The organism is Candidatus Paceibacterota bacterium (genome assembly GCA_041661265.1).
Taxonomy (GTDB): Bacteria; Patescibacteriota; Minisyncoccia; order JAHIHE01; family JAGLIN01; genus JBAZUT01.
The window spans coordinates 191,805-211,741 of the sequence record JBAZUT010000002.1 but is presented as its reverse complement, the minus strand read 5'-3'; the positions used below and the strand labels follow the sequence as shown (position 1 = coordinate 211,741).

At 45.1% G+C, this 19,937-nt stretch carries 13 protein-coding genes; all 13 read left to right on the top strand.

Annotated elements, in window-relative coordinates; all coding sequences use genetic code 11:
* Window positions 1–75: 75 nt before the first annotated feature.
* The 13 genes from ligA to WC788_02475 all read left to right on the top strand — a co-directional run bounded on the left by ligA (window position 76) and on the right by WC788_02475 (window position 19,862).
* Complete coding sequence (gene ligA, locus WC788_02535; protein ID MFA6096482.1) at window positions 76–2,082, top strand: NAD-dependent DNA ligase LigA; 2,007 nt, start codon at window positions 76–78, stop codon at window positions 2,080–2,082.
* Between the two features lie 200 nt (window positions 2,083–2,282).
* Window positions 2,283–4,034, top strand: coding sequence for a hypothetical protein (locus WC788_02530; GenBank protein ID MFA6096481.1), 1,752 nt, complete (start codon window positions 2,283–2,285; stop codon window positions 4,032–4,034).
* A 159-nt stretch (window positions 4,035–4,193) separates the two neighbouring features.
* Window positions 4,194–4,496, top strand: a complete 303-nt coding sequence (gene gatC, locus WC788_02525; GenBank protein MFA6096480.1) for an Asp-tRNA(Asn)/Glu-tRNA(Gln) amidotransferase subunit GatC — start codon at window positions 4,194–4,196, stop codon at window positions 4,494–4,496.
* Between the two features lie 140 nt (window positions 4,497–4,636).
* Window positions 4,637–6,136 carry an Asp-tRNA(Asn)/Glu-tRNA(Gln) amidotransferase subunit GatA gene (gatA, locus tag WC788_02520; protein ID MFA6096479.1) on the top strand — a complete coding sequence of 500 codons (1,500 nt, stop codon included), beginning with the start codon at window positions 4,637–4,639 and terminating at the stop codon, window positions 6,134–6,136.
* 79 nt (window positions 6,137–6,215) lie between these two features.
* The gene (locus WC788_02515) at window positions 6,216–6,782 is read left to right on the top strand and encodes a hypothetical protein (protein MFA6096478.1); all 567 of its coding nucleotides are present in this window, start codon (window positions 6,216–6,218) and stop codon (window positions 6,780–6,782) included.
* An 88-nt stretch (window positions 6,783–6,870) separates the two neighbouring features.
* Complete coding sequence (locus WC788_02510; protein MFA6096477.1) at window positions 6,871–7,452, top strand: hypothetical protein; 582 nt, start codon at window positions 6,871–6,873, stop codon at window positions 7,450–7,452.
* Between the two features lie 45 nt (window positions 7,453–7,497).
* Window positions 7,498–8,124 carry a hypothetical protein gene (locus WC788_02505; protein ID MFA6096476.1) on the top strand — a complete coding sequence of 209 codons (627 nt, stop codon included), beginning with the start codon at window positions 7,498–7,500 and terminating at the stop codon, window positions 8,122–8,124.
* A gap of 11 nt (window positions 8,125–8,135) precedes the next feature.
* On the top strand, window positions 8,136–8,468 hold the full coding sequence (locus tag WC788_02500) for a hypothetical protein (protein ID MFA6096475.1): 333 nt from the start codon (window positions 8,136–8,138) through the stop codon (window positions 8,466–8,468).
* 22 nt (window positions 8,469–8,490) lie between these two features.
* Window positions 8,491–9,063 carry a hypothetical protein gene (locus WC788_02495; GenBank protein MFA6096474.1) on the top strand — a complete coding sequence of 191 codons (573 nt, stop codon included), beginning with the start codon at window positions 8,491–8,493 and terminating at the stop codon, window positions 9,061–9,063.
* A 23-nt stretch (window positions 9,064–9,086) separates the two neighbouring features.
* Window positions 9,087–17,543 (top strand): FISUMP domain-containing protein, encoded by an 8,457-nt coding sequence (locus tag WC788_02490; GenBank protein MFA6096473.1) that lies wholly within the window; start codon window positions 9,087–9,089, stop codon window positions 17,541–17,543.
* 23 nt (window positions 17,544–17,566) lie between these two features.
* Entirely contained in the window at window positions 17,567–17,908 is a 342-nt protein-coding gene (locus WC788_02485) for a hypothetical protein (protein ID MFA6096472.1), read from the top strand.
* 25 nt (window positions 17,909–17,933) lie between these two features.
* A complete protein-coding gene (locus WC788_02480) occupies window positions 17,934–19,328 on the top strand; it encodes a hypothetical protein (protein MFA6096471.1) in 1,395 nt (464 codons plus the stop codon).
* 240 nt (window positions 19,329–19,568) lie between these two features.
* Window positions 19,569–19,862: a hypothetical protein gene (locus tag WC788_02475; protein ID MFA6096470.1), complete on the top strand. Its 294-nt coding sequence runs from the start codon at window positions 19,569–19,571 to the stop codon at window positions 19,860–19,862.
* Window positions 19,863–19,937: the final 75 nt, after the last annotated feature.

Sequence of the window (19,937 nt, the reverse complement as noted above, 5' to 3'; positions counted from 1 at the left end):
ATAATTGCAAATTTAATAAAAATTATAAATTAGAAATTGAAAATTAAATCACAGCTTCTAAATTTCCTTTTTCTTATGAATAAACAAGACATCAAAAATCGTATCGAGAAGCTCAAAAAGGAGATCGACCATCATCGCTATCTTTATCATGTTCTGGACAAAGTTGAAATATCCGATGCGGCGCTTGATTCTCTGAAGCACGAGCTTTATGAATTGGAGACACAGAATCCGGAGTTCATCACGCCCGACTCGCCGACGCAAAGGGTCGGAGGAAAGCCTCTCAAGGAATTCAAAAAAGTTTCCCACACTGTTCCTCAGTGGTCTTTCAATGACGCTTTTAATGAAGAGGAGGTAAGGGATTTTGACAAAAGAGTAAAGCGTTTTTTGGCAGATGGCGGCGAGCCGAACGACGCCAGGACAGATTATATGGCGGAATTGAAAATAGACGGGTTGCATATCGTGCTGACATATAAGAGAGGATTGCTGGTGACGGGGGCGACCAGGGGCGATGGAAAGATCGGCGAGAATGTAACTCAGAACATCAGAACAATAGACAGTATTCCCTTGAAGCTTTCCGAAGAGGTTGATGCGGTCGTTGAGGGAGAAGTTTTCATGAGAAAGTCGGTGTTTGAGGAGCTCAATAAAGAAAGAGAAAAGAAAGGGGAGCAACTGCTCGCGAATCCAAGAAATGCGGCGGCAGGAGCGATTCGGCAGCTCGATCCAAAGATCGTCAAAGAAAGGCGGCTGGATTGTTTTGTCTATGATCTTTCATGGGCGGGAAATTTTCCTCTGCCGGAAACTCAAAAAGAAGAACTGGAGAAATTGCATAAACTGGGATTCAAGGTCAACAAAAATCGCAAACATTGTGCGGATATAGAGGAAGCGATCCAGGTCTGGAAACATTGGATGAATCATAAAGAAGAAGAGGATTATTGGATCGATGGCATAGTTCTCAAGCTCAACCGCAACGATTGGCAGAGAAAGATCGGATATACGGGAAAAGCTCCGCGCTGGGGCATTGCGTTCAAGTTTCCGGCCGAACAGGCGACGACGATTGTGGAGGATATAGTGGTGCAAGTGGGCAGAACAGGAGCATTGACTCCCGTAGCACATCTGAAGCCGGTGCAGGTCATGGGTTCTACGATCAGCCGGGCCACTCTTCATAACGAGGATGAGATCATGCGTCTGGGTCTCAAGATCGGCGACACGGTGATCATCCAAAAAGCGGGAGACGTGATCCCTGAGGTGGTGAAAGTTCTTCCGAACCTTCGGACCGGAAAAGAAAAAGATTTCAGGATGCCTAAAAAATGTCCCATTTGCGCAAGTCCTGTTGAGCGTCCCGAAGGCGAAGTGGCGACCTATTGCACAAACAAAAAATGCTATGCGCAGGACCTCCGGAGGCTGATCCATTTTGCGAGCCGGAAGGCTTTTGATATCCGAGGCATGGGCAGAAAGATCGTCCAAAGGTTTTTGGACGAAGGATTGATATCCAGCGCCGCCGATATTTTTGAACTTACAAAAGACGATATTTCGGTTCTGGCCCGTTTTGGGGAAAAATCGGCGGATAATCTTGTTTTGGCGATCGCAAGATCAAAGACGATCACGCTTAGCCGGTTTGTTTATGCCCTTGGCATACATCATGTGGGCGAGGAAATGAGCTATGACCTGTCGCTTCATTTCAAGAGTTTAGCTAATATTCAAAAAGCCAGTGTGGAAGATCTGACAAGATCGCGCGATGTCGGTCCTGTGGTGGCGGAAAGCATCCATGGCTATTTCCGTGATGCAGGAAACATAAAATTGGTGAATGATCTGGAGAAGGTCGGAGTGAAAATCATTCCGGACAAAGCGCCGGAAGGAAAATTGGCGGGAAAATCTTTCGTGGTGACGGGAACTTTGGATTCCATGAGCAGAGAAGAGGCGCACGATAATATCCGCGCCTTGGGCGGCAATGTTTCTTCGGCGGTTTCGGCGAAAACTTCTTATGTCGTGGCAGGTGAAAATCCGGGAAGTAAATATGAAAAAGCGAAGCGGCTTAATGTCAGGATACTGATGGAGAAAGAATTCATCAATATGATCAAATAGTTGCGATTATATCAAAGACAAGAGAAGCTACGCATCGATCCGCAGGGGGCGAAAATAGGAGCGTAAATATTGAGGAAGAAGGAATTTCAGACGCACTAATATGATTGTGTGTAACTCGTGTTATCCTATTCCGAAATTTTTGATATAATTTAAAAAAAGATGTTTAAAGATCCCAGTTTATTCAATATGAGTTTAATTGCATGCTCAAAACAAAAAATTTAATAATGTTATTAGCCGTATTATTTTTGACGTTATTATTACCGGCAAATACAACAAAAGCGGTAGGGGATGAAGCCACGGGATTTCCTTTTGAATATAATAAAAGTTTATGGAATACAAGGATAGATCAGGCTGTTGCAATGAAAGCAAATCGTGTTTTTGTAGCCTTTCCGCGAGGACCTGTGGAATTTGACAAGATACAAGCTGGTGGTCCTGATCCGCATAAGAGTGCCATTATGTATGCTAAGTCAAAGGGTATAAAGGTATCATCGATTTCAGTGTTATCTTGGTGGGGCAGCGGATGTTCGAAAAACATTGCTTGCGTGGATTCATTCTTGCAAGATTTCGAATGGGGCTTGGAAACCTGGCGTCCAGACGGGTTTGAGGCGGAGGAATTTCCCTCTAAAGACACTTCTCAAGCACAGTTAGATAATATTTATACCAGAATGAGAAATATTATCGATACAAAAATAGCCGAGGGAAAACTTCCGGCCGATTTTCAGTTTGGCGCGTCATGGTCATCAAACGATTTTTTGAATGCTTTGCCAAATAGCGGAGTAGACGTCGCATATTTGAATTCAAATCATATTTTGGATTATGTGCGGCCGGAATTTGTAGTGCAAACAGTGCCGCAAGCTGAAAGTCTTTATAATAAATGGAAAGCTCAATTTACAACTGTTGATGTGAGGCCCACGCTATATGTTACCTGGACAGCATTAAAAAAAGCGTGTATCGCTAATGGGTATAATGGATTCAATGATAAATCTTGCTTCAATCAAGGCTGGCTTAGGCAGATTGAGTGGGCGCATACAAAAGGCATTGGGTTTTTCATGTATTATATTAATTCATACAGTATTTCATATATCGATCCATTAAATTTGTACCCCGGAACCACTGTAATTCAAAAAATATCCAATATTCTCTCCGGAGCCTCGGCAGCTCTTCCACCTCTTCCGCTTCCTCCCGAACCAGAACCTTCCGAATCTGTTTGTCCCGATGGAATCTGTGACGGCACTGAAACAGATGCGACTTGTCCCGAGGATTGCCCTGCGGAGCCTGCTCCCCCCACTTGCACCCCCTCCATAACTTGCGCAGACTATCCGTTCAAATGCGGGGCCAACCTTTTTGACGGATGCGACAACATTTTGGACTGTTCTGGATCGTGTGCCGCTCCTTTGGCCTGCAATGTATCGAATTTACAATGCGAAGTTCCTCCTTCAGCTCCCACAATCGCTCCCATTCTTAGCGCAACTCCCTCAACTGATGCAGTGGAACTCAGGTGGACAATTCCCGCAGGAGTAGTATCGGGCTACAAGATATACAGGGACGGTATCCTTATCAAAACCATATCCGGCCTCTACTTTAGAGACGTTCCCGGAGACAATGCCAGCCACAGCTATGAAGTTTCCGCTTACAACTCCATCGGAGAAGGCCCTAAATCTGCCGCAGTATCTCAATCATCCGCGATCGTTCCCGTCACAGATGTTCAAAACAAAACATCCCTTACCGACTTTAGACAGCTGATCGCCAACGTATTCAAATGGACCCTTTCCATAATCGGAGGTCTCGCCCTTCTTATGATCATGCTCGGAGGCATCATGTATATGGGTTCCACGGGATCCGAACAGAAAGCCACGTCCGCCAAGAGAGCCATGACCTATGCCCTGGCCGGCCTTGTTATTATTCTTCTTGCTTATACGATATCATATATCGTGGAGAGGATATTTATGTAGGGGATACAAGTGGAGAAATGCTGAGTGCGTAGTGTAAATATCAAGCTTGATTTCTGACACATGCTTACTGCAATAAGGCGTTGTATTTTTTCGATATCTGTGTTATTTTGTATGTAGCTAAAACAATTGTTCAATATGAGGATTTGTTAATTTTTTTGTATGGAAAAAGCTAATAAAATATCAATAGAAGAAGTCGAGCATATCGCAGAGCTTGCCAGGATAGAACTGTCCGAAGCGGAAAAAAAAGAGTTCGCGGGCCAGTTGTCGGATGTTCTTGGATATATTGACCAGCTTAAAGAAGTGAATACTGATAATGTTGAGCCTGTCTCTCAAGTCACCGGATTGGTGAATGTCACGAGGGAGGATATCGTAAAAGATTCGGATGAAAAGATGAGGCAGGGGATTGTCAATAATTTTCCGGACCGGGAGGGTGAATATGTGAAGGTGAAGCAGGTCTTGTAGGAAATTTAAAATGTAAATATCAAATATCAAAGTGGCAATTCAAAATGCTAAAATGGATATGAATATTTAAACTTTACATTATCATTTTTCATTTTCCTGCCTGCCGGCAGGCAGGAATCTTTCAATTTTTAAATTTTATCATGGATCTGAAAGAATTAAATATATCAAAAATTAACGAGGGGCTGAAAAAGAAAGAATTTTCCGCAGTCGAGCTTACAAGGGCATATCTTGATAGGATAAAAAAGACCGATGAAAAGGTGAAGTCTTTCATAACGGTCACGGAAGATCTGGCGCTGAAGCAGGCGGCAAGGGCGGATGAAAGGATCGGCAAGGGCGAAGCGGAGAGCAATTTGCTTCTTGGTGTTCCATGTTCCGTTAAGGACGTTATTCTGACTGAAGGCGTTCTGACGACCGCCGCGTCAAGTATATTGAAAAATTATATTCCTCCATATGACGCAACATTGGTGGGGCGTTTGAAGGAAAGAGGAATGGTGATGCTCGGCAAAGTGAATTGTGATGCGTTTGCGCACGGAGCCTCGACCGAAAACTCAGATTTCTTTGTGACTCACAATCCATGGGATCTCGAAAGAGTGCCGGGAGGATCTTCGGGCGGGAGCGCGTCCTCGGTTTCAGCGGATCAGTGCGCATATTCGATCGGAACCGATACGGGCGGATCCATCAGAGGGCCTGCGGCATTCTGTTCTTTGGTCGGACTCAAACCGACTTATGGCAGGGTCCCAAGATATGGTTTGATATCGATGACGTCTTCGACGGATTGTCCGAGTATTATGGCAAAGAATGTCATGGATGCGGCGGTAATTCTCGGGGAAATTGCCGGAAAAGATGAACGGGATTCCACTTCTTCGGACAAGACGGTAGACAGCTACTCGGAGTTTATTGAAAAGAATGATATAAGGGGAATGAAGATCGGAATTCCGAAAGAGTATTTCATAAAGGAATTGAATGGGGAAATAAGGAAGTCTTTGGATGAGGCGATAAAAAAAATCGAGGAGCTGGGCGCGAAGATCGTCGAGATCAGCCTGCCGAATACAAAATATGCGGTTCCGACATATTACATAATCACGCCGAGCGAAGTCAGTTCGAATCTTGCGAGATTCGACGGGATAAAATACGGGTATTCGGATGTAGAAAGTCGGATGTCGAAAGTGGAAAGTCTGATGGATGTGTATAAAAAATCCAGAGGCAAGGGATTTGGCAAAGAGGCGAAGCGCAGGATCATGCTTGGAACATATGCGCTTTCGAGCGGATACTATGATGCATATTATCTCAAAGCGCAAAAAGTAAGAGCGTTGATCAAAAGGGATTTTGATGAGGCTTTCAAGACGGTCGATGTAATCATTACGCCGACTACGCCCAGTGTTGCGTTCAGGATCGGGCAGCACAGCAGTAATCCGCTGGAGCTTTATCTTGAAGATATTTTTTCGAGTGCGGCGAGCCTTGCGGGCGTGCCGGCAATGTCGGTTCCCTGCGGATTTGCCAAACCGGAGGATGGCGATCGCGAGATGCCGATCGGAATGCAGATAATCGGAAAGCCTTATGATGAAAAAAATATTTTGAATATAGCTGAGAAGTTTGAAAGGAATACGTCGTGGCATCTTAAGAAGCCAAATGGCATATAGCGCGTAACTTATAACGGGATGCATCTTGATCCAAATGTTACAAGTTATAACGTGCGTTATATGTTTGTTATAGAAATTTATGATCGGATATTTACAAAACTTTATACTTGCCGCCGAAACGATCGAGATCGGAGGCTATATCATAGAACCCGGGATAACAACATGGTGGCTTCCTTATGTTTTCCAAACTTTCAAATATATAATGATATTGCTGACCATAATATACTCCATAGCGATAATCATGATACTTCTGAGAGTGGAAGGAGCTTTCAAGCTGAAGATCAGGGAGGTCATACAGGAAGCCATGGAGACGGGCAGGCTTCCAAAGACGAAGATACAGAGAAAGTGGGATTCTGTTGTTGAGAACTCCGAGTCTGATAATATCGAGAAAAATCATGTTGCTGTTATAGAAGCGGAAAAATTGCTTGATGATACGCTTCGCGCCGCAAAGCTTTCGGGGGAGAATCTTGAGAGCAGGATAAGCAGGATCCCCGAAGCGCAATTGAATTATAAGGACGATATCATATGGGTGCACAAATTGAGAAAGAAGATCGAATCGGACAGGGCTTCGGAGGTTGAGAAGGAAGAAGCGCAACGGGCTATATATATAGTCCAAAGAACGCTGAAAGAAATGGACGTTATCTGATGCGGAGGCAAAGTTATTGCCGATTTTACCAAAAAAAATAAATGTGTTATAATATAAAAAATGAAGTTATTATGAACAAAAAACAAACATGTCCTCAATAAATCTACTTCCGGAAAATTTTATAAAAAAAAAGAAAGAAACTTTGGCAGAAAGCCAGAACAGGCTGCCCATGCTTCTTTCTTTTTTGATGATCGCTTTATCGATATTTGCGATGTCATATCTCTATGTTCAGAATCTGTCATGGAAGGAAAGGATCGATCTGACGAAAAAAGAAGCAGAAAAAGTTGATAAGGAATTGGACGAGGCGGTGAAGGGCAACGAATTATTAACTCTTGAAAATACGGCAAAGGATGTGAATACGATGCTTTCGGATCAGCCATATTTCACTGAGGTGTTCTATTATCTTCAGGGAAAGTTGACGGAAAATGTTTATGCTACTTCAATTAATATTGAGGCCGGAGAAGATGGTGTGCCCATAAGTCTTTCCTTGATCGCGAAGGACTATTTATCCATATCGGACCAATTGTATATTTTTAAGAGCGATCCTTTGGTCGAAAGTGTCGTATTGGGCGGAATGCAAAGCGGCGGAGACGGATCTATAGGTTTCAGCTTGAGTCTTGTTGTGAAAAAAAGCATTATTCAAATAAACGGTGAAGATGATCAAAAATAAAAGCCGTGATCGAGAAATGTCATATAAAATTATCAATAGAACAAAATGAACATAGGACCTGATATATTGACTGTTAGCAGCACAAAAGGAATTTTGTCGGGAAAAATGATGTTTTCAATCGCGTCATTCATTTTCGGGATGGTCCTTTTCTTCTCATTTATTGTTCCTGCGTATAAAAATATGAAGATAGCAGAACTGGAGGACGGATTGAGAAGCGCCAATCTTGATAAAAAAAATCAGACTCTTGCCAAAATGCGATCTTTTGAGAGAAAGGTGAGAGATGTAAGCGAAAGCGACGTTGAAAAGATCAAGACGTTCATTCCTGTGGATGATAAGATAGAATTTCACCTGTCCAATTTGGACATATTGGCGAGAGTTATGAAGGTTGAGCTGAGCGGTTTGGGGATCGCGTCAAAAGCAGATGCGGGCGCGATCAGTCTTAGCGGCGGAGAGGCGAAAGTGGTCAATTATGGATTCCAAGCCAGTGGAGACTATGGCGATGTCCTGATGTTTATCCATTCAATCGAGCGCAATGTACCTATGCTCAGAATAAGCAATTTGAGCATTTCCGTGAGCGATAAAACTGCGCAAAAAGAGGCGGACGCGATTGTCGCTGAAAATACGAATAAGACCGTTAGCGCGAGTATTGTAATGAGTTCATATTATTATTAATTTATTCGGAAATGAATTTTAAAACGTTAAACAGTGAAAATTTTTTAAATGGAGTAAAGGGAAGAAAAGATACCATATTCTCTGTCTTTATGTTTATCATGTTTTTTGCGGTCGCAATCTATTACTCGTTTTCGCTGGTTGTCGGAGAAAGCGATATAGGCGATTATGCCGCTATAAGCCTTAATCCTTATGAGAGATATGAGAGAATGATGTCCGGTGAAGGGATAAAGAGCCTTGTCGGAAATAAACAATTCGGGGAATATAAATATAACGACAAGCTGGATAATCTGATCAAGAAAAGCACTCCGAATAGCAGGGATAATCCGTTTGACAAAACGTTCTAATTCAATATAGAAAGAGATAAAAATGAAAAATAAAAATATAGATATTGCCCTGTTTGTTTTTATTTCGTCGATTTTTATATTGGGAGCGATCCTGGCTGTCGTATTGTCCAAGCGAGAAGCCGGTGAAAAGGGCATTGATTTCGCAAAATGCAGCATATTGAAAGATAATTGCGCTGATAAGAGTTGCGATCTCAATTACCTATGCAATGAGCGGGAATCGAAAAGCTGCAAGATATACGACTGCGGAGGAAATTATGGGATTGAAACAGCCGATCTCAATGATGTTATCGAAAAGAAATATCGCGAAAAGTCCGACAGGGAAAAGGCGAACGCCGACGTCACGGAATGCGGCGGAAGACTTGCTGTGATCGCAAAAGGAGAATGTAAAGACGATCTTGGGGAGATCAAGGTTCGGGTTCTGACAGGTGAAAAATGCGATATAGCAGGATTCACTTTGAAGATCGATGGACAGGATAAAATGGTCCCATTCCAAAAAGATAATGATGCATATAAATTAATGATCAATAAATGCGGAGAGGTTACGGATATCACGGCGATCGGCGAGGGAGGGGTTCAGATAAAAGAGTCTTACTAATAATTCAGAAGTTTAAAACAAAAATGAAATTAAAAAACATTTCAAAAGTGAGAAAAACGATCACGAGCCTTTTGTGTTTTTTGGTTTTATTTTTAATTTCAAGTTTATCTGCCGGCAAGGCGGATGCAGCGCTCGGAATAGTCGGTTCATACACTCATCCGAATATGAGCGGCGCATGGAATTCGACAATTTCCGGTAATTATGCTTATGTGACCGCACCTTCTGTTGATTGTCTTACAATTCTCGACATTACAACTGTGACAGCTCCCAGTTATGTCGGATCGGTCTGTGATGGGGTAACGCTTAACGAGGCATACAGTGTTTATGTATATGGAAATTACGCATATGTTGTATCGCGCGCAGCCGACACATTAAGTGTTGTAGATATTACAAATCCTGCAGTGCCATTTATTGCGGGTTTTGTAGCCGATGGAGTAAATCTTGATACTCCAACGGGCGTTTTTGTTTCGGGAAATTATGCGTATGTAACTGCGAGATATCAAAATCGATTAACGGCAGTGAACATTTCAAATCCGGCAAACCCTTCCGTTGCATCATCAATTCAGAGAAATAATGAATTATGCGGAGCGTGGGATTTGAAAATTGTCGGCAGTCTTGCATATGTTACGGCGAGAGGAGGAAATGGTGCTTGTCCGACCGAAGGTAATCGATTGACTATTATAGATATTTCCAATCCCCTTGCAATGAGTTATGTGGGATCCGTGAGGGATGATGAGCAGCTGAATACAGCATATGGAGTTGATATTGCCAGTCCTTACGCTTATGTGACATCACGTGGGACGGGACCTGTGACACCTGAAGGAGACAGATTGACCATTGTGAACATTTCTGATCCTGCGAATCCTGTAATAGTCGGTTCTGTTAAAGACAATAATCGACTGAATGGTGCGAAAGGGGTTAAGGTTTTCGGTTTCATGGCATATGTTTCCGCTTATGATTCCGATACTTTAACGTTAGTTAATATTTCTAACGCTAATAATCCAGTAATAGCGGATTTCTTACAGGATTCTGCCAATCTAGATATGCCTTACGGTCTTTCTTTCAGAAGCGGATATTCTTATGTTTCTTCTGAAGGCACGAGCAAATTCAGTATAATCAGCGGGATTCCCGACACGATAAATCCAACTTTGACGACAGCTGCATGGAGGCCGGATTCTTTGGGTGTTCAGGTTGCTGATGGGGGAGTTGTCAATTATGCGGATATCGATCAACCCACTGAAAAAGTGACGATCTATTCAACAGCCTCGGATGATTCAGGCATAATCGTTGATCACAAGATAAGATATTGGATAAACGGAGTCCTTCAGCCTGTGAGCACCTGGGCTACGGGAGGTTTGCATCAACTTGCGATAAACGGTCCGCTTACTCCGGGCGATGTGATCGAATATCAATCGGAAGCGACTGATGGAGCCGGAAATATCAGCTTGAGTCCCGCAGTGGGAAAATATTCATTTATGGTCACGGCGTCTCAGTGCTGTCCAGTTTCTGGAAATTGCACGATAACCCAAAATCCATGCTATCTTGGAGGTTCGCATACAGGCGTCAGTATTGATGTCAATGCGAACACGCCAAATCCTCTGAGAATAATCCTGTCGAGCGATCTTGACCTGACGGGAACGGATATCGATTTCAGAAACAAGTTTGTCGGAGCGAACACTGAAGTTCTGATAGACGGAAAAGCAACATCAAGCACGAACGCCAGAAATATCAATATGACCGGCGGAGATATCTTCTATCCGAACGGAGGGCTTATTGTTGACCTCAGTGTTCCGGACACTTTGACTGGAAACGGCGGAAATTTGGATGTTACCGGGGCGGGTGGGGCCTCGATTTTTCCGGGAGGATCGAATTTGAAGATCTATACCGAGGGGAGCAATGCGGCAGGCGGGCCGGCAAAAACAGGCGGCAATGTCAATATAACTTTTTCAAATGACACAGTATTAAGCGGATCGTCGTTGATCAAAACCGGGAACACGAATATTGCCGGCGTGAACGGAGGCGTTGTGAATCTGACCGGCAGCGGAAGCATCGGCGTTGAGGGTTCCGGCAGTCTGATCTCAACATCAAGCTCAAGAAAAGCGGGAAATGTCAGTATAACTGGTTCGGGTTATTTCAAGGGCGGGATACATGCCAATTCGTGCGAAAATTTCGGAGTTTGCGGACAAAATGGCGGGACGATCGATATGACCGGACTTGACACTTATTATGCTCCCAACTGCTCTTCAACTGTTCTTGAGGCGAAGAACGGAGGTCTCATAGACTGGATGGGATCGGGATTTTTTGATCTTCCGGGAACCAGCGCAACCGGTGCGGGCGGGACCCTGAGAGTGACCGGTGCGACGCTTTCAAATTGTTCATGCAAGTCAACAGGGGGATCGTGCTGGAATCAGCTTGGAATAAACAATGGCACTCGCGATTTTGTGGGAGAGGATTGCAATGAATCCAATCCTTTAGCAGCATGTTCAGGTTCGTCGAACGCATCTCCTGTCATGACTTTGGTAACCATAACCCCGAGTCCTGCATATGCCAGCACGCCGAATTTGGCGGCGCTTGTTTCCGCCACGGACGCCGATGGGGACCCGATAACCTATGCTTATCAATGGAAAAAGGGAGGTGTGGATATTGCCGGAGCAACGGCTTCAACTTTAACTTCCGCGAATTATGTCGCCGGAAATGTGATCACGGTTGAAGTCATTCCCAATGATGGAACCGTAAACGGTGCTTCAATGTTATCGGCTCCGACGACGATCCTTGCTGCCCTTACCAATGCTTGTCCGCCGTTTCCTTCAGCTGCGGATGTCGAAGGCAATATCTATAACACCGTTAAGATAGGAAATCAATGCTGGACAAAAGAAAACCTTACTTTGGGAAAGATGATCAGCCGAAAGCTGGATGATAACGTAACCTATCAAGATCAGACCGATAATGGAATTGTTGAAAAATATTGCTATGGCTATATGACAGATGGAAATGCCGGACAGATCGCAACCGGAAATAATAATTGCAATATGTATGGCGGTTTATATCAGTGGACGGAAGCTTTACGGGTGCCTAATTCGTGCAGGACAGGCGACTGTTCCGCATTCATAACTCAGCCTGTTCAGGGGCTCTGTCCCGCCGGATGGCATATTCCTCAGCAATCAGAGTTCGATATCTTAAGAAATTATGTGATAGGTTTCTATGGATATTCAGATGCTGAAGCAGAACTTGACCAGGGCGGTCAAGCGGGATTCGAGGCGCTTTGGAGTGGTAGCTATTCTTTTAATAATTTTTGGGATATTGGTGCTGATACGCATCTTTGGTCGTCGACTCAGATTAATGCAAGCGATGCATTTCTAAGATATCTTTATTCTGGTGTTCCAAAAGGAGGAGACCCCGATAGTTGGTCTAAAGTAGACGCGAATTCTATCCGTTGCGTTATATCATCTCCCGATAAAGTAACTGGCTTAGCGGCTGCAGCTGGGAATGCTCAGGTAGTTTTGTCTTGGACCGCTCCGGCTGATGGCGGTTCACCTATTACCAATTACAAAGTGTATCGAAGTAGTCCCACTAATGGTTCTTATTCTTTATTAATAGCAGGTGGCTGTTCAAGCCTTGGAAATGTGCTCACATGCACGGATACGGGACTGGTTAATGGCACTACTTATTACTATAAAGTTTCAGCTTCGAATATCATAGGCGAAGGTCCTCAATCGGATGAGGCGAGCGCTGTTCCCGTCGCTCCATGCGCCGGGATCGATCATGGTGGGGCAAATTGGACTCCGACGGACGGAGATGCTTGGGATTTGAATGCGACTGCCGGAATAATAGACATAGCGGGAACGCATTGCAATATCAATAATTTCAGCATACCCGCCGGCAGGACGGTTTATGTCAAAGCTTATGACGGAACGAATTATGGCAAGGTTGAAATAATTGCGACCAGCGGAAATATTGCCGCTACGGGCGTACTAAACGCAGTCGGCAGGGGATATGCTGCAGACCAGGGCGCCGGTTCGGGGAATTTAGGGGGTAATACTTATGGATCTATCACTAATCCCAATGAAATGGGTTCCGGCGGAGAATCAGGGGCATTTGCCGGAAGAAGAGGCGCGGGCTATGGCGGAAAAGGAGGGGCGGGTACCGGGGGATGCTGCGGAGCGCCTGCGACCGGTGGGGCCGGCGGCGGTTCGGTAAAATTGACTATCAGCAACATTCTGACCTTGGATGGCTCGATAAATGCTTCGGCAGTTAATTCTACCGGAACAAGAGCCGGTGGATCGGGCGGATCGATATATGTCGATGTGAACAATCTGGCAGGCGCCGCAACGGGTTCGATGATCGCAAATGGCGGGTCAGCGGGCGCATCCAATGACAATGGCGGAGGCGGAGGCGGAAGGATCGCATACTACTTTAATTCAAAAACATATACAGGAACTGCCGTTGCTTTTGGCGGAGCGCGAACAGGCGCGGCTACATATGGCGGAGCCGGCACGGTGTATTCAAAGAATAAATCAGACGCCCTGAACCCGAACGGTTATCTGACTCTCGATAATAATGGATTTTCCGGAGAGATCACGCCACTCGAGAACAGCATGCTGATTGATATTCTAACGGTTGCGAATGGCGCCCATCTCAGCATAAATTCCGGCGTTAATTTGGACGCTTACAACACCGGCGTATGGTCTTTCTCGAGCATAACCAATAACGGGAATTTCTCGGCATTGGGTGTGGCGAGTCTGACTGTAACCGGCGTTCTTAATAATAACAGCTATTTCGATGTTCGGAATATAAACAACTTAACGATAAACAATACCGCAACTGTCACTAATAATGGGAATTTAATAGCTAATAATGTTCCCAATCTTACAATTGACGGTACGCTTATCGTCAATACTTTCTCGCCGACAACAACTAGTTTTGCTTCACTTGTAAATATGACCGTGAACGGAACTTTGGGTCATCTTGCAAATAATAATACTCCCGTCAATTATATTGATCTGACTCTTGATAATCTGACAGTTAATGCAGGAGGAAAGATCGATGCGGCTGGCAAAGGTTACGCGGCAGATCAGGGTGCGGGTTCAGGAAACACCGGAGGCAATGCATATGGATCGATTACCGATCCGAATGACTTGGGTTCCGGCGGTAAATCAGGAAGTTTCCAGAATAATAGGGGAGGCGGATTCGGAGGTATCGGAGGCGATGGAGGTTCGGCTTGGGCCGGAGCCGGAGCGCCGGCGGGCGGCGGCACGGGCGGCGGATTGGTTAAATTGACGATCGGGAACACTCTCATGCTTAATGGTACGATCAATGTCTCGGGAAGCAATGCTACGGGAACGAGGGCGGGAGGATCGGGCGGAACAATATATGTCGATACGAATAATTTTGGAGGAGCAGCTACGGGCTCAATGATCGCAAGCGGCGGGAATGGCGGCAATACAAATAATAATGGCGGCGGCGGCGGCGGAAGGATCTCATATCGCTACAATGCAAAATCTTATTTAGGATCGGCGATAGCCTATGGCGGGGCGCCATCCGGTTCGGCTGTATATGGAGGTGCGGGAACTATTTATTCAAAAGACAAAGACGATGGTGCAAATCCAAACGGATATTTAAGTCTGATAAATAACGGTGTGGCCGGGGAAATGACTCCTGTCGGTGCCAATATGAACATTGATTATCTCACGATCACAAATGGAGGGCATTTCAAGATCAATCCGGGTGTAAATATCACAGCTTTAAATACGGGGGCATGGTCTTTCTGGGGTATAACCAATAATGGAACTTTTACCGCAAATGGCGTCACGAATCTTACATCTGTCGGCGTGCTGGATAATAACAGTCTGTTTACGGTTAATGGCGCGGATGTGATAAACATAAACGGTATTGGAACCAATACCGGGAATCTCAATGCAATAAGCCTGGGTTTCACGGATATGACGCTTAACGGCAACTTTACCGTGAATACTTTCTCGCCAACTACGACGAATTTTCCAAATTTAAGGAATTTAACCATCGCTGGAACGCTGAGTCATATTGCGAACACAAATGCCAAGGTTAATTATATCGATTTGAATCTTAATAATCTTACTATAATTGCCGGAGGCAAAATTGATGCGATTGGAAAGGGTTATTCTGCCGACGAAGGACCCGGTTCGGGAAACACCGGAGGCAATACGTATGGATCTCTCACTAATCCGAATGATCTGGGTTCGGGAGGACAAACGGGTAGTTTCCAGAACAATAGAGGAGGCGGATATGGCGGAATCGGAGGCGATGGCGGCTCGGCTTTCGCGGGTGCCGGAGCTCCTGCCAGTGGCACTGGCGGCGGAATGATCAAAATAATGATCACAAATAGTCTTACCAACAGCGGAATAATTGACGCTTCCGGTTTAAGTGCGGTTGGCCCGAGAGGGGGAGGCGCCGGAGGATCGATTTTCTTGATTTCAAATAATCTAACCGGTTTGGCTTCCGGTCTTATCACTTCAAATGGCGGCAATGGAGGAAATATAAATGGCAATGGCGGCGGCGGTGGCGGAAGGATTGTGAATTGTTCTAATTCTAATACTTACGGAGGCAGCTTTAATGTTAATGGCGGTACGGGAATCAATGGGGGCGACAATGGTCAGCAGGGAACCGTTTTTCAATGTGTCCCGCCAACGGTGTCCGGTCTTAGTGTTGCGGGTCCGATAAATAATTGCACAAGCGACAACAGATATGATCTTTCCTGGACATATCAATCCAATACGACTCCGCAATTTGCGCAAAAATCATACCGGATCAGGGTGTATGATGATGCAGGAAAGACGAATAATATTTTGAATACGGGAATTGTATTATCATCGAGCACAACCTATGATGCGGATTTTGGAGCGGCTGCATATGGAAAAACTTTGTATTGGGATCTCACTGTTTGGGATGAGACGGATGTTCTTTCGAGCGCGGTAACGGACGGACCGAATATTACGACGGATCCTTCAAAGCCCGGGTGCGAAGCTCAAAATTCAAATGTTATGGGTTTTGCGTGGAGCTCGACTGCAGGCTGGATAAGCTTCAACAGCAAGAATTGCGATGTTGACAAGGATGGGATATATGAAGGAAACAGCGAAGGGGTTCCTGTCGGTTCAACTCCCGCGCCTCCAGGCTGCCAGACCAATGGCGCAGTCAAATCTTATGGAGTAAATCTGGACTCAGGCGGAATTCTGTCGGGTTATGCATGGAGTGAGAATATCGGGTGGATAACTTTCGGTTATGGAGTTTCGGGAGATCCTGATTTTGGCGATATTTCCGGCTGTCCGTCGGGAGCCTGCCAGGCAAGTCTTGATGGCGCAGGTGATTTTATCGGCTGGGCGAGGGCTTGTTCGGTGTTTAGTGCAGACTGTTCGGGCGCGCTTAAAAATCCTTGGGAAACCGGTGACTGGGACGGGTGGATCAATTTGAAAGGAAATATAAATAATTGCGATACGGATAATAACGGGAGACTTGATGTAAGCTGCGGAGGCGATGGCATCATATTGGCCGATGATTGCGATACGGATAATAATGAGTTTCTTGACGTGGCTTGCGGCGGCATTGATAATCTGACGATTCCGGTTAATTCGGGCAATTACAAAGTTATCCTGAGTGGCGGAAATTTCAACGGCTGGGCGTGGGGAGGCGACGTGACAGGCTGGATCAGTTTTTGCAACGGAGCTGATTATTGCGTCAGCGTCGGAACGTTTAACCCGTCCGTTACGAATGCAAACGCGACCTCGATCGATCCTTGCAGGCAGGATCCGTGGGCGGAAAGGATCTCGTGGGTCTTCACTGACGTGGAAGATGACGCGGCAGGAACGTCTCAGAGTGCATATCGGGTTGACGTTGAGAGGAGCGACCTGGCCGTGTGTTCGACGGGAAAACAATTTGATTTCATAAACACTTTGACGGGTAATGATATCAACGGCTTCTGTCCCGGGTTTATAGATTATGGAAATTTTACATATTCATGGAATGTTACTGTTTATGACAGTGAGGATAATGCAAGCGCAGTGACTCCGGGGGTGAAGTTCCCTTATAACAGTTCGGATCCGAATAGTCCTATTGCGACCCCGGACCATTCTTATCCTGTCGCTAATTTTTCATACTCTCCGGATACGGACATCCTGCAATTCATGGACGTGACACTCGATCCTTTTAATGATGTTTCCGGAAATCCGCTTGCGGAGCCGACTTCGGTTGCGGCCGGATATTATATAAAAGAAATGGAATGGATCTTTGGAGATGGGACGCCGAATGACATTGACACCTTCTCCGACCCCGGACCGGCTTTGGGTTATAATGTAGTCCACAATTACGCAGATCAGGGAACCTTTGCGGTGGACCTGAAAGTAACCGATTCTTCCGCTCAGGTATATAGTTGCTATGCGAGCGAAAGATTCACTCTGCAGCCCATAGATGTCATGAGCGAGAGGCCGAAATGGAACGAAGCTGCGCCATAGAAATTAATATATTAAAAAAAAACATGAAACCGAGGAAGCTGCCGAAAAGGAAAGACAACGAATATCTGCTTAACGCAATAGTATTTTTCGTTGTTGCTCTGGTGCTCATTATACTGTATGTTGGCGGATACATAGGAAGAATTCCGAAAGCAGTTCCGGAGAAGGAGGCAGATCCGCTAGAGGAAATGATGAAAACTGTGAATGCGCCGGACGATGGAATCAAAAAGGAGATTCCGAAGGAGCTGATCGACTCAGTGACTGCTCCGGAGAAGGTTCCGGATCCGAATGAAACGGAATTAAGTTCCAAAGAAAGGGAGAGAAAAATACAAGAGTTAATAGATTCTACAACATCTGCTCAGAAATAATTTATATAATATTAATTTTATAAAAATGATAAAGACAAAAATGTTTTCTAAAAATGCAAAGACGGCTGCATTTCTGGCCAGCGCTTTGGTGTTCAGTGTTTCCTTGAGCTATGTGGTTCTGGCTGCGAATTGGACGGAGCCGACGGCGCCCGCGCCGGGGAATAATGTTGATCTGCCACTGAATATCGGGGCGACCGGACAGGTTAAATTGGGCGGTCTTACCCTGAATGTTAATGGCGCTCCGAACGGCCTGATAGTCAATAAGGGAAATGTCAGGGTCGATGAAGGCAATGTCGGGATCGGAACGACAACACCAGCCTCAACGTTGAGCATAAGGGGTGCAGCCGGCAAGGTTGGCACGGGTACGATTTCCGGGGCTGGCGTCATAACCGGTGTTGGTACGAAATTTTTAGATGAGATCGGAGTGGGATCAAGAATAACAGCAGCAGGCCAGACGAAAATAATCAAAAGGATCGTAAGCGATACGTCAATTGAGTCTGAAGTATTCAGTCCGGCTCTTCCGGCTGGTACGGCTTTCACATATGAATCATCAATCGTAAATTTTTCAAACAGCGCGGGAGCGAACAGATTTGCAGTTTCCAGCAAGGGAAATCTGATGTTGGGAGATTTTGGAACAAAAACGCCATATATAACTGGCTCCGATGACAGCCTTATTGCCATGTCTGGGAAGAATATGGATATGAATGCAACCAGTTCATCTGATGGGTATAGCGATAAATTCGACTTTGATATTTTCAGATCCAGAGGAACACCCGAAAATCCGACTATCGTCAACAACACCCTTCCAAATCCTACCGAGCTGGGATGGATAGGCTTCGGAGCATATAACGGAAATGGGTATGTTAGCAGGCTTGGAAGATTCGGAGCGGTGATGGATAGCGGGACAGTTTCTGCGACCAGTCTTCCCGTGAAACTCGTGTTCAGTACGACTCCGGATGGCACGATTGCTCCTGTAGAAAGAATGACAATAAAGAGTGATGGCAATGTCGGCATCGGGACGGCGACGCCAGCAGCTAAACTTGACGTTGTGGGCGATGAAGTTCTTGTCCAAGATGGAAGTCCGGAAATAAACTTTATCGACTCTGATGTCGGGGATATAAATTGGAGATTTGGCGGAGGAACCGGAAGTTATTTGGGAGTCAGTGCGCAAAATGAAGCAGATTGGAATAATACCCTCGGATGGGGAGTAGTTAACAGGTATACGGGTGGCGGAAACGTTAATGTCGGGATTGGAACGAATAGTCCGAATGCAAAATTGGATGTCAGGGGAAATGTAAGCATCGGAAGCGGCGCCGCACAAGCGAACAAAGCTCTTTGCTGGAGAGCCGATAAGACAATAGGGTACTGCTCGACTCAGCCGGATGCAACGGGATCTTGTACATGCAATGCTATAAATTAAAGAGAGGATGAAATGTTGGAAATGAAAACAGACGAAATCATCCCATATCCTACAAAGGCAATTCAGGAATAGCGGGAAATGACAGAAATAAGCAAAAGGAAATTGAGGGCATTGAAACATGATAAATAGATAATTTTTTGATACGATATTTTGTTGTGTAATAATGCGTGAAATGTGTTATACTATAAGTGTTGTAATTGATGCAGTATGCAAAGATTAGCTAAATAAATAAATAAAGCAATGAAGATAGACAAAAAAGCCGTCAGTTTGGTCGCAGTCAGTTTTTGGATTCTTTTTTCTGTTGTATATGTCGCTATAGATATTTGGGATGATTTCAAAAAAGAGCAGTTGAGCGCTGCGTTGCAATCGGGATACCAGCAGGGCAAGACCGACATGATAAATGCGGCGATCTCCCAGGCTAAAAACGAAAAATGCGATCCATTCTCCATTTACAATGACAAAGAGCAGGTCCAGCTGATAAGTGTCAGCTGTCTGAAGCAGGATCCGGCCCCGGCTGATGGCGCGACAAAATAAATTTGTCCGGCATGGGGTGTGGGAATATCTGTCTTTCGTAAATAGGATTTGGAAAGAACAATAAACAAAAATAAA